This is a genomic window from Rhizobium sp. S152, from assembly GCF_030380735.1.
Lineage (GTDB): Bacteria > Pseudomonadota > Alphaproteobacteria > Rhizobiales > Rhizobiaceae > Rhizobium.
In genome coordinates this window covers 389,910-402,025 of record NZ_JAUDRZ010000004.1, presented here as the reverse complement: position 1 = coordinate 402,025, position 12,116 = coordinate 389,910, and the positions used below count along the sequence as shown (strand labels likewise).

The following is a 12,116-nucleotide window of genomic DNA, read 5'->3' as shown; positions in this document are numbered from 1 at the left end:
AATTGTAATTCTCATATCGTTCGCTAAAATCGAACGATTATGGGGGGCGGTATCATGACGCTGGAACAACTGAGAATTTTCGCGGAGGTGGCGGCGCGCCAGCACATCACGCAGGCGGCGCACCATCTCAACATGACGCAATCGGCCGTCAGCGCCGCCATAACCGCGCTCGAGACGCGCCATCGCGTCACGCTGTTCGACCGCGTCGGCCGCTCGATCGTTCTCAACCAGACGGGACGTCTGTTCCTTCAGCAGGCGCAGGCGGTGCTTGCCAGCGCCAGGGTGGCGGAAGCCGCGTTGATGGATCTCTCCGGCCTCCTGCATGGCGAGCTTTCGATCATGGCCAGCCAGACGGTCGCGGCTTACTGGCTTGCGCCGAGGCTGGCGGATTACCGCAAGCGCTATCCGGGCATCGCCCTTGCGGTGCGCATCGGCAATACGGAAGAGGTGAGCGAAGCCATATTCACCGGGAAGGCCGAGATCGGCCTCATCGAGTGGCCGGCCGAGCAGCGCGGCGTCACGGCGAGAATGGTGGCAAGCGACGAGATGATCGTCGTCGTGGCGCCTGGACACCCATGGGCGGACGGCAGGGGCCGAAGCGCCAAAGACTTCGCTCAAACGCCCTGGATTCTCCGCGAAATTGGGTCAGGCACGCGGCGCGCCTTCGAGAGCATGCTGGCGGCAGGCGGCCTGACAACGGACGCGCTTGACATCCCGATGTCTCTGCCTGGAAACGAAACGATCATCGGGGTAGTCGAAGCCGGTCTCGGCGCGACGCTGATGTCGCGCAGTATCGTCGCGCCCTTGCTGGCCCGTGGCACACTGGTCGAGGCCAATATCGCGCCCCTGCCCCGGCCGTTCTTTCTGCTGCGCCATGCGGAGCGCTACCGCAGCAAGGCTGCCGATGCGTTCGACGCGATGATCTCAGCCGACGGCGAGCAGCCGTAGCGCCTCGCTCTGGATCAGTGCCTCGGCATCGGCGCGCGGCATCGGCTTGCCGAGCAGGAACCCCTGCACTTCGCTGAAACCTTCATCCTTCAGGCGCTGCAGCTGCCCCTCCGTCTCGACGCCCTCGGCAAGCGTCGTGGCGTTGAAGCCGGAGCCGATACCGACGACGGCGCGCACGATCGCAAGATTGCCGGGATCCGTCTCGATGCCCGCCACGAAGCTGCGGTCGAGCTTGATCTTGTCGAAGGCGAAAGCACGAAGGTAACTGAAGGAGGAATAACCGGTGCCGAAATCGTCGATGGCGATGCGGATCCCGAGCTCCTTCAACGCCCGCAGCAATGGCAGGCTCTGCTTCACGTCGGCGAGGAAGACGGATTCCGTCACTTCGATTTCCAGCCGCTCTGGATTGAGACCAGCTTCATCGAGAGCGGTCACCACGGCGGCGAGCAATCCATTGTGGCGAAACTGGCAGACGGAAATATTGACCGCAATCTTCAGATGCCCAGGCCAGGCGGCGGCGGCGCGGCAGGCCTCCCGCAGCACCCATTCGCCAATCGGCACGATCAGCCCCGTCTCTTCGGCAATCGGGATGAATTCCACCGGCGAGATCAGCCCGCGAACCGGGTGCCGCCAGCGGATGAGCGCCTCGAAGCCCGCAAGCCCATCCGCATCCAGCCGGACGATCGGCTGGAAATGCAGTTCGAACTGCTGTTTCAGCAGCGCCTCGTGAAGCTCGGCAGTCAGCATGTGGCGCCGTTCCGCCTGCAGGCGCATCTCCGGGCGGTAGAAACGGTAGGTGGACCGGCCGCTCTCCTTCGCTGCGTAAAGCGCCAGATCCGCGTGCCGCATCAGCACGTCGTCGTCGCTTGCGGCATGTTCCGGAGCAATTGCGATGCCGATGCTGCAGGTCACATGCTCGTTGACGCCATCGAGATCGAAGGGTTCCGCGAGCGCCTTCAAAAGCCGCTCGGCGAAACCTTCGATCAGCGCGCGCGTCTTCAGTCGCAGCAGAATGGCGAATTCGTCGCCACCGAGGCGTGCGACGATATCGCCGTCGTCGAGAAGACCGGTCAGGCGCGAGGCGACCTGGCAGAGAAGCGCGTCGCCGGCCGCATGGCCCTTGCTGTCGTTGATGTGCTTGAAATGATCGACGTCGAGGTAAAGCAGCGCCAGCGGTTTTTCAGCTGTCGCCTGCGCGGCCTCGCGCTGGATGTAATCGGCGAAGAAGGCGCGGTTGGGCAGGCCGGTCAGGGCATCATGCATGGCCATATAGGCGAGCCGCGACTCGACCGAACGCTCCTCCGTCACATCCTGCAGAATTCCCAGCAGATAGCGCGGTGCGCTGCCTGTCGGTGCGGGCAGCGGACGCTTCACCGTGCGCAGGATTTGCGCTGTGCCATCGGCATGGCTGGTCGTCTCCTCGAAACTGACGGGCGACCCGGACCTGAACGCCCGCGCGTCCTGCTCCCGAACGGCCAGCGCCTGCTTGCGGTCGAAAATTTCCTTGCCCTCCTCGTGGAGCACATCCGCGGGATCGTAGCCGACGATCGCGCCGCAAGCCTCGTTGAAGAGAATATAGCGGCCATCCGCCTCCATATCCTTGACGAAGACGCCGATCGGCAGGTTGTCGACGATGCTGTCGAGCAACGATCGCGTATCGGTCACCTGCTTTTGCGCGGCATTGACCTCGGTCCGGTCCTGTACGATCGCCAGGATTGCATCGCGCCCATTGAAGCGCACAGCCCGACCATAGGTGCGGACCTCCAGCGTCTCGCCATTGGCCTTCAGATGCGTCCAACGCTCGGCGCGCTCCATGTCGGTGCGGCCCTGCACGGCGTCGCGCATGCGCTGGCGCTCGCGCTCGGGGCGGATGTCGAGCACGGTCATCTCGGCATAGGCCTGGCGGGAATAGCCGTAGAGATCGACGGCCGCGTTGTTGACGATCAGGAAGCGCAGCGAAACCGGATCATACACCCACATCGGCGATGGATGGGTGGCGAACAGCGACTGAAAGTCGTCGTTGGGCGTATCGATCGGCTGCAATGCATCCTGAACATCGGACATGACAAAATCACATGAACTTCGTGGCGGCAGCACACTATCTAGCGAAAAAAGTTAAATAAAATCAGAATCATAGCCAAGCCTAAACTTTAGGCGAACGCTTGCGTATTGTGCAACTAGACGCCGTCGCCAGACAACCAAAGCATGCAGTCGAGCGTTGTTTGCCTTTTAATGATGCGAATGCATGCATTCGCCATGGTCCGCCAGCACCTCGATCACCCGGCACTGGTCGACACGGCCATGGCCGCAGCCTTCGACCATCATCTCCAATTCAGCTTTCAAGGCCGTCAGGCTGCGGATACGCTGCTCCACCTCCACCAGCCGCGCCTTGGCGATGGCATCGGCAGAAGCACAGGACTGGTTCGGCTCGTCCTGAAGCGAGAGCAGCGTTCGGATGGCATCGACCTCGAAGCCGAGCTCGCGCGCGTGGCGGATGAAGGTGAGACGCCTCAGATCCGCCGTCTCGTAGGACCGCTGGTTGCCCTCGCTGCGGCTGGGTGCGGCAAGCAGTCCGATACCCTCGTAGTAACGGATGGTCGGCACCTTCACGCCGCTGCGCCTGGATGCCTCGCCGATCGTGATCTTTTTCATGATTTTCCTCTTGCACCTCTAGCCACTAGAGGATGTAGGTAGAATGCTTCCAGATGACAAGGAAGCGGATCATGGGCGAGACGGTCGAGAAGCGATACAGGGTCGAGGGTATGGACTGCGCAAGCTGCGCGGCCAAGATCGACACCGCCGTCAGGCGCATGCCGGGTGTGGAGGACGTCTCGGTTTCCGTCACCTCGGGAACGATGACCGTGCGCCACGATGGCAGCGGCGACCTCGCCGCCATCGAGAAGAAGGTGACCGGCCTCGGTTACGCCGTGTCGCAACTCGCCGGCAGGCAGCCCGCGGCGCCACACGCCACCGAGGACACCCACACCTGCTGCAGCCATGACGATCACGAACATGATCACCACGGCCATAGCCACCAGCACGAACATGATCATGGCGACCACGATCACGGCAGTCACGCCCATCACGACCACGACGACGCAAAGGCGGATGCGCTGGAAGGCCTGCATGGCCACGATCACGCGCCGATGACAGGACCGTGGTGGCAAAGCAGGAAGGGCCGCCTCACCATTCTCTCGGGCGCGGCGCTCGTTATCGCCTATGCCGTGGCGCACCTCCTTCCCGCCATCGCCCCTTACGCCTTCATAGCCGCGATGCTGATGGGACTGATCCCCATCGCCCGCCGTGCCGTCATGGCAGCTCTTTCGGGTACGCCGTTTTCCATCGAGATGCTGATGACCATCGCGGCCGTCGGCGCGGTCATCATCAACGCCTCCGAGGAAGCGGCGACCGTCGTCTTCCTGTTTCTGGTCGGCGAACTTCTGGAAGGCGTGGCCGCCGGCAAGGCGCGCCAGAGCATTCAGTCGCTCACCACGCTGGTTCCGAAGAATGCGCTTCTCGAGGAAAACGGCAAGACCCGCGAGGTGCTGGCGGAAACGCTGGCCGTTGGCGCCACCATTCTTGTGCGCCCCGGCGACCGCATCTCCGCCGATGGCACCATCCTCTCCGGCGAGAGCGCCATCGACGAAGCGCCGGTCACAGGCGAAAGCACGCCGGTGCGCAAGGGCGAAGGCGATACGGTCTTCGCCGGCACGGTCAATGGCGACGCAGCCCTTCGCGTGAAGGTGACAGCGGCCGCCGCCGACAACACCATTGCCCGCGTCGTCAGGCTGGTCGAGGAGGCGCAGGAATCCAAGGCGCCGACCGAACGCTTCATCGACCGTTTCTCGCGCTACTATACGCCAGCCGTCGTCGTGGTCGCCGCTCTCGTCGCTGTGCTGCCTCCGCTGGTTGCCCAAGGCGCATGGGACGAGTGGATCTACAAAGGTCTCGCCATTCTCTTGATCGGATGCCCCTGCGCGCTGGTCATTTCCACGCCCGCGGCTATCGCCGCCTCGCTATCGTCCGGCGCGCGGCGCGGCCTGCTGCTCAAGGGCGGCGCGGTGCTGGAAATGCTCGGCAAGGTCACTGCCGTTGCACTCGACAAGACGGGCACGCTGACCGAGGGTAAACCCAAGGTGACCGACGTGATCACCTTCGGCAGCTCGGAGACAGACGTCCTGACCTATGCCGCGGCGCTGGAAACCGGCTCAAGCCACCCACTTGCGCTGGCCATTCTGGCAAGGGCGACCGAGGATGGCATCAACATCCCGGCCGCATCGGACGCCAGAGCGCTCGGCGGCAGGGGCGTGACGGCGAGCGTCGAGGGCGCATCGGTCTTCCTGGGATCGCCGACCGCAGCCGGCGAGCGCATCCCGCTCTCTGAGGACCAGACGGCTCGCATCTCCGCCCTCAACGACGATGGCAAGACTGTCTCGGTGCTGATCATCGGCGATACCCTGGCCGGCGCCATCGCCATGCGCGACGAGCCGCGTGACGACGCCAAGGCGGGCCTCAAGGCCCTGACCGACAACGGCGTCAGGATCGTCATGCTCACGGGAGACAACAGCCGCACCGCCAGGGCGATCGGCGAAAAGCTCGGCATCGAGGTGCGTGCCGAACTGATGCCGGAGGACAAGCAGCGCATCGTCGGAGAACTGCAGCGCAGCGGCCTGACCGTGGCGAAGGTCGGAGACGGCATCAACGACGCCCCGGCGCTCGCTGCCGCCGATGTCGGCATCGCGATGGGCGGCGGCACCGACGTGGCGCTGGAAACCGCCGACGCCGCGATCCTCCACGGCCGTGTAAGCGATGTCGCCGCGATGATCGCACTGTCCAAGCGCACCATGCGCAACATCGCGCAGAACATCACCATCGCGCTCGGCCTGAAGGCGGTATTCCTCGTCACGACGATCGTCGGCATCACAGGTCTCTGGCCGGCGATCCTGGCGGACACCGGCGCGACCGTGCTGGTGACGATCAACGCGCTCAGGCTGCTGCGGCCCGCCAGCTGAGGTGGACCCGAGGCGCACCAAGTGATGCGCCTCCGCCGAAATGGCGCCCGCCTACTCTGCGGTAAGATGCTGGAGTGCCGTCATCATTGTCACCGGCGGCGGGTTCCACCTGCCGGTTAGCGCCGCGCTCTCCGGCCCATAAAGCCGCATCGTCAGATTGAAAGCGCCCGCTGGTGCCGGAAGCCAGTTCGCTTCCTTTGCCTTCCCTGGGCTCGAATTCTGAAAATAAAGATCGAGCGATCCATCGGCGTTATAGACGAACGGCATCCAACTGCTCACCGCGAAGCGATTGAGGTTGTTGCCGACCTGGAAGCCTTCGGAATCATAGAGCGTGATCGACCAGAATGCGCTGACGGGTGGCAGCTCCTCCTTCTCGAAGTGAAGCGTGTAATTGTTGGCGCCCGATAGCGGATTTCCCTTTTCGTCGCCCAGGTTCAACGGATAGATCGCATCCTCCGGCAGGTTGGCTCCCAAGCCCAACTGCGCCACGATGGCACGCTTGAGGTAGTAGTTGCCGTAGACGCCCATCGTGTCGGTGTTCATCGACCAGCCATCGACGACGCGCGCCAGCGTCGGCACCTTCCACTCCATGAGTTTCTGCGCCCCCTGCGGCGCACCCTGCACCGCCTTGGCGACAGCGGGTGAAAGCTTGGCGATATCGAAACTCTTACCCGGTTCGATACCGATCCGCTTCATCTGCGCGACGATCGGCTGGTCCGTTATATGCGGCGGATTGACTTTCAGGAGCTCGGCGGCATAAGCGAAAAATTCCTCCCCCGTCATGCCGTCCACCGTCTTCTTCGGCGGCGTCTTCATGTCGATCTTGGGATTGATGGTGACCTTTGCGGGCGCCGCGGCCTTGCCCCACTGCGATAGCGGCGTGATCGTGTATCCCGCCTGGATCTTGTGCACGGCGTCATAATCGTCAGGCCCGTCCGTCTTCGTGCGGCCGACGACCCATACGAACGGTGTCGGCGCATCGATGCGCTCCAGCCCCTCCGGCAGATCCTTTCCCTTCCACGAAGGCGGCACAACAACAAAGCTGATCTTTTCCGTGCCCGTCGTCCTCGAGCCGGGCGACGCGAAGACGTCTGACCACATGTCCAGCATGGGAAGCAGGTAGAAGCGGCCACTGGTATCGGGTGCGGAAACCACCATCGGCTCCTCGCTCATATCAAGCCAGGCGACCGAATAAAGCGTATCGAAATTCGGCCGCACGACATCGCGGAAATCCGCCGTCGGAAAGGCCGACACGTTGGTGAACTGGTTGGCCGGTCCACGGCCCGTAACCTTGCCCGCTTCGACATTGGTCGCCTGCGCGCGCGTCACGTCCATCGTGACGAGTGGATAAAGATAGACGTAGGCATCGGCACCGATCGCCGCTGCCGCTTCTTCCGTAAGATCATCCGCGGCCAGCAAACCTGTCGGCGAAGAGCCGGCCAGCAGCAAGGTTGTTGCCAGGATTTTCAATCGCATGTTCATGATCGCTCCCCCAAGAGGGTCGGCACAACAGGTGTCGGCCCTTCAACGCATGCCCTGCCGGCAACCTTGGTTCCGATGCTGATTGCGATCGCCTGGATGACGCGCCGGCGTCCCACCCCTGCGAGGCATGAAGCGTGAGCGCCGCTAATCCTTGACGACCTCCCATTTGTCGTCGGGATTGAACGTGCGGATTCCTTCCGCGATTTTCGTGGTGTCCTCACCGAGATCCGCCTGATAGGCGACCCCGTCGCGGCTGATGAGGAAGGTGTTGACCCCGGTCACGCCGTATTCGACGGGCCAAGCCACCGCCGCGAAGCCGGCGATCATGTTGCCGTTGATTATGTAATCGTATTTGCCGCCGGCGATGTTATCGCCCTGCCCGGTCAGCACCCGATAGTGATAGCCGAAATAGCCCTGCCCGGCCTTGGCCTTGGCCAGAACCGCACCGTCGGCAAGAGCGGCGCCGGCGGGGCTTTCCTCGCCGTCGCCCTGTTCGGTCGGCCAGTAGAGGCCGTCCTGCTTGCCTTCACTGCTGATGATCTTCTGCGCGAATTCCAGCACGCCGTCGCCGTCATGATCCTCCAGCGCGTAATCGTTCTGAGCATCGACATAGGCACGCATCGTATCGATGGTCTCGAGCTCGTTCTGTCCGATCAGCCGGTCCGCGATCTCATCCAGCCCTGCGAAAGTATCGAACGCCCATTTCCCGTCCTTGTCCTTGCTGATCGGAAACGGCAGCGGCCAGAGATCGTCGCCGATCTCCAGCACCTTGCTGCCGTCGACATCCTCGATCAGCAGCTTCTTCTTCAGTCCCGCCTGGATGTCGGCATAGGTATCCATCACACCGTCACTGGCCTTGGTAGTGGCCGCATCAAGACCAAGAAGATCGGCGAGCTTGTCGAAATCGCCCGTCGCGACCGTTGTCTTGAACGCCTCGATCGCCTGCTCGGCGGTGTCGAATGTGGGCGGCATCTTCTCCGACACATAAGCCTCGAGCGGCCGGTGGGTCTTGTCGGCGGCGGCGCCCGTTCCGGGCACCGCAATCGAAACGCTTGCCGAGAGCGCACCGAGCAGGAGCATTTTCGCAATGACGTTTGCCATGTCCGTTCTCCCTCTCGCCTCTCAACGCCGACCGCCGCCGCGATGACCACCACCGCGACCGCCGCCCCCGCCGCCGTGACGCGGCGGTGGGCGATGCATCTGCCTTCCACCACCGCCACGATTGCCACCCATGGACTGACGTCCGCGATTGGATTGCATATGCGTTACCTTGCCGCTCTGGACCCGGCCGAGCGCCGAGGGGTTCCTGCCGCCGCCGCGATCGATCTTGCCGCCGGGCTTGGGTTTGCCAGCTGGTCTGTTGGCGTTTGTGTTCCGGGCCTTGTTGGCGACATTGGCATTGCCCGCCTTCGGTCGCGCCTGCTGCCCGCCGCCGCGATTCCCTACATTGGCAGCCTGTCCCCTGTTGCCCGCTCCTGCCTGTGCTGGCCTGTCGCGTTTGGCGGCGGCATCGATCTTGCTCTTGCGCACATCGTCGACCGACACCTTGCCGGGACGATTTCCGCCGACACCGGCAGCCGGTCGGTCGGCGCGAATATCCTTCGCCCGGTTGGCGATGTTGTTGTCCTTGTTGGCGCGGAAATCGTTCTTGAACTTGTCGCGGTCGAGATTGGCGAACTGGTTCTTGTCGAACTTGATCTTGCTGCGGTCGACATTCTTCCAGTCGACGTCGTTCAGATTGATCTTGCCGTTGAAGTCGATGTTGTTGAAGCACTTGTTGCAGTCGATATCGACATCGCCGCCGTTCCAGCGTCCGCCCCAGACGCCCCAATCGTCCCAATCGACGGCCGCCGCCCAGATCGCGCCGGTCACCGCGCCGGCGAAGAAAGCAGCGGTCGGATAATAGTAGTAGGGATAGGGGTCCGGATAGTAGCTGATTGGCACCGGCTCATAGGCCGGATCATAGAGCATCTGCGGCTCGTATCTCGGCACATAGACAGTCTCGGTGCTCGCCGAGGAGATGACGATGTTGTCGTTCTTGGTCTCGACCTTCATCTTGTCGTCGGTCTTGATGACGCCATCGGCCACGGCCTTCTCGCGAAGCTCCTGGATGGCGATCAGCACATCCTTCTGCTGATAGGCGAGCGCGCTGCCGAGCTGTTGCGTCCAGTCCAGATCCTCGCTCATCATCTTGACGATATCCGGATAGTTCAGGAGCGAGATGACGCTGCCGTCCCAGCTGCTCTTCGGCTTGAGATCGGCATTCGTCTTCTGCTCTTCGAGGAAACGCGCCGCCTCGACGATCTGCAGCGGATAGAGAGACGCCGAGGTTACCACCGCCACCAGTTCATCAGGATAGAGCGCGATGCGGGCAACGAGGATTTGCAGCTCTTCCTCGCTGAGCGGCGCCGGCGTATCGTCGTCATCGGCCGTCGCATCGGCGGCCGGAGCGGCCTGTTGTGCAATGACGGAAAAAGGCTGCCCGACGGTGAACGGAATGATCAGGCTCATGGCCAACGCCACGGCACGCGCCTGCAAGAACGTCACCTTGCTCATCGCTCGCTCTCCCTGTCGGGCAAGGCGGCGCAAGCCGCTTCGCCCGTGACCTATCCGGTTCTTCTTGGTCTGGACCCGCCTTGGCGGGAGCGACCTAGGGAGACATAGCAACGCTGAAAATGTAAGTACTTTACGGTAACATACAGGTAGCCCGAGGCCGGCCGAAGCCAGCCTCTACGAAGGACGCACTGGTGAAACGGATCAGTTCTGCCCGGCCTTCAGGACGCGGTGCGTGCTGTCATCCAGCGCATTGCCCATCTGCCGGCCGTCGCGGGCTAGGCCGTTGGCGGTATTGGCGCAGGAGGAAAGCGCCAGCATCGATGTGAGCGCAATGGCGACGGCAAATCGTGTCATGAAAATCTCCAATATGATCGGCCGGAGCGGCACGCAGAGCCTTAAATAGCGCCGACCGCTCCCCATTCAACGGCGGTGAAATACGGCCGAAACAGAAAAACCCGGCACAGTCGCCTGCGCCGGGTCTCTTCACATCTTCCCTGGGAGGAAAGCTCAATCGACAGCAAATACGAGCGGCTTGGCCTGTCGGATTGCGGGGTTGGCCGTCAATTTTCCAAGCACGTCGTCACTGACAGGTCCGTCGACGTAAAGCAGCGCGATCGCGTCGCCGCCCTGCTCGCCGCGACCGAGCTGGAAGTTGGCGATGTTGACGCCAGCTGCACCCAGCGTCGTACCGATGAAGCCGATCATGCCGGGAACGTCGGTGTTGGAGATGTAGACCATGTTCGCGCCGACATCGCCGTCGAGATTGATACCCTTGATCTGGATGAAGCGCGGCTTGCCATCGGAGAAGACCGTGCCGGCAACCGAGCGCGTCTGCTTGTCGGTCGTCACCGTGAGCTTGATGTAGCCGTCGTAGACACCGGTCTTGTCGCGCTTGACCTCGGAGAGCACGATGCCCTTTTCCTTGATCATGATCGGCGCCGAAACCATGTTGACGTCGGCGACCTGGTTGCGGATGAGGCCCGCCAGCAGCGCAGACGTCAGCGCCTTGGTGTTCATCGTGGCCGTCGCGCCATCGTACAGGATCTCGATTTCCTTGATCGGATCTTCCGAAACCTGGCCGACGAAGGCGCCGAGAACGTCGGCGAGCTTGATGAACGGCTTCAGGATAGGCGCTTCTTCAGCGGTGATCGACGGCATGTTGATGGCGTTGGAGACGGCACCCTTGACGAGGTAGTCCGACATCTGCTCGGCAACCTGCAGGGCAACGTTTTCCTGGGCTTCCGTGGTCGATGCACCGAGATGCGGCGTGCAGACGACGTTGGGCAGGCCGAACAGCGGGCTTTCCTTGGCGGGCTCGACCTCGAACACGTCGAAGCCGGCGCCGGCAACGTGGCCGGACTTGATGGCTTCGGCGAGCGCTGCCTCGTCAACAAGGCCGCCACGGGCACAGTTGATGATGCGAACGCCGGGCTTGGTCTTGGCGAGGTTTTCCTTGCCGAGGATGCCGCGGGTCTTGTCGGTCATCGGCACGTGCAGCGTGATGAAATCCGCCTTCGCCAGCAGCTCTTCGAGCTCGACCTTGGTGACGCCCATTTCCTGGGCGCGCTCGGCCGAGAGGAAGGGATCGTAGGCCAGAACATGCATGCCGAGGCCGATGGCCTTCTTGCAGACGATGCCGCCGATATTGCCGGCGCCGATGACGCCGAGCGTCTTGCCGGTGATTTCTACACCCATGAACTTCGACTTTTCCCACTTGCCGGCCTGCGTCGAGGCATCGGCCTGCGGCAGCTGGCGGGCAACGGCGAACATCAGAGCGATCGCGTGTTCGGCTGTCGTGATCGAGTTGCCGAACGGGGTGTTCATGACGATGATGCCGCGCTTCGACGCAGCCGGGATATCAACGTTGTCGACGCCGATGCCGGCGCGGCCGATGACCTTGAGGTTGGTCGCGGCGGCGATCAGCTTTTCCGTCGCCTTGGTGGCCGAGCGGATGGCGAGACCATCATAGTTGCCGATGATTTCGGCAAGCTTGTCCTTGTCCTTGCCGAGCTGCGGCTGGAAATCGACTTCGACGCCGCGATCGCGAAAGATCTGGACGGCGGTTTCCGACAGTTCGTCGGATACGAGAACGCGAGGTGCCATTGGGGGCTTCCTTCA

Annotated in this window: 9 protein-coding genes; 2 read left to right on the top strand and 7 right to left on the bottom strand. The window is 62.8% G+C overall.

What is annotated here, in order from left to right:
- Positions 1–54 precede the first annotated feature (54 nt).
- Positions 55–948, top strand: coding sequence for a LysR substrate-binding domain-containing protein (locus QTL95_RS08645; RefSeq protein WP_289719557.1), 894 nt, complete (start codon positions 55–57; stop codon positions 946–948).
- Here QTL95_RS08645 and QTL95_RS08640 read toward each other — a convergent pair.
- Together QTL95_RS08640 and QTL95_RS08635 are read right to left on the bottom strand one after the other, a co-directional pair.
- On the bottom strand, positions 925–3,012 hold the full coding sequence (locus QTL95_RS08640) for a putative bifunctional diguanylate cyclase/phosphodiesterase (RefSeq protein ID WP_289719556.1): 2,088 nt from the start codon (positions 3,010–3,012) through the stop codon (positions 925–927). The two genes, QTL95_RS08645 and QTL95_RS08640, sit on opposite strands and share 24 nt — an antisense overlap.
- A 165-nt stretch (positions 3,013–3,177) precedes the next feature.
- Entirely contained in the window at positions 3,178–3,600 is a 423-nt protein-coding gene (locus tag QTL95_RS08635) for a MerR family transcriptional regulator (protein ID WP_289719555.1), read from the bottom strand.
- A 71-nt stretch (positions 3,601–3,671) separates the two neighbouring features.
- Here QTL95_RS08635 and QTL95_RS08630 point away from each other — a divergent pair, with 71 nt between their 5' ends.
- Positions 3,672–5,960: a heavy metal translocating P-type ATPase gene (locus QTL95_RS08630; RefSeq protein WP_289719554.1), complete on the top strand. Its 2,289-nt coding sequence runs from the start codon at positions 3,672–3,674 to the stop codon at positions 5,958–5,960.
- A gap of 51 nt (positions 5,961–6,011) precedes the next feature.
- Here QTL95_RS08630 and QTL95_RS08625 read toward each other — a convergent pair whose 3' ends face one another.
- The 5 genes from QTL95_RS08625 to serA all read right to left on the bottom strand — a co-directional run bounded on the left by QTL95_RS08625 (position 6,012) and on the right by serA (position 12,101).
- The gene (locus tag QTL95_RS08625) at positions 6,012–7,436 is read right to left on the bottom strand and encodes a DUF1254 domain-containing protein (RefSeq protein WP_289719597.1); all 1,425 of its coding nucleotides are present in this window, start codon (positions 7,434–7,436) and stop codon (positions 6,012–6,014) included.
- A 150-nt stretch (positions 7,437–7,586) separates the two neighbouring features.
- A complete protein-coding gene (locus QTL95_RS08620) occupies positions 7,587–8,543 on the bottom strand; it encodes a DUF2950 domain-containing protein (RefSeq protein WP_289719553.1) in 957 nt (318 codons plus the stop codon).
- 21 nt (positions 8,544–8,564) lie between these two features.
- Positions 8,565–9,998 carry a DUF3300 domain-containing protein gene (locus QTL95_RS08615; RefSeq protein WP_289719552.1) on the bottom strand — a complete coding sequence of 478 codons (1,434 nt, stop codon included), beginning with the start codon at positions 9,996–9,998 and terminating at the stop codon, positions 8,565–8,567.
- 201 nt (positions 9,999–10,199) lie between these two features.
- The gene (locus QTL95_RS08610) at positions 10,200–10,352 is read right to left on the bottom strand and encodes a hypothetical protein (RefSeq protein ID WP_037182567.1); all 153 of its coding nucleotides are present in this window, start codon (positions 10,350–10,352) and stop codon (positions 10,200–10,202) included.
- A 153-nt stretch (positions 10,353–10,505) separates the two neighbouring features.
- On the bottom strand, positions 10,506–12,101 hold the full coding sequence (gene serA, locus QTL95_RS08605) for a phosphoglycerate dehydrogenase (RefSeq protein ID WP_289719551.1): 1,596 nt from the start codon (positions 12,099–12,101) through the stop codon (positions 10,506–10,508).
- Between the last annotated feature and the right edge of the window lie 15 nt (positions 12,102–12,116).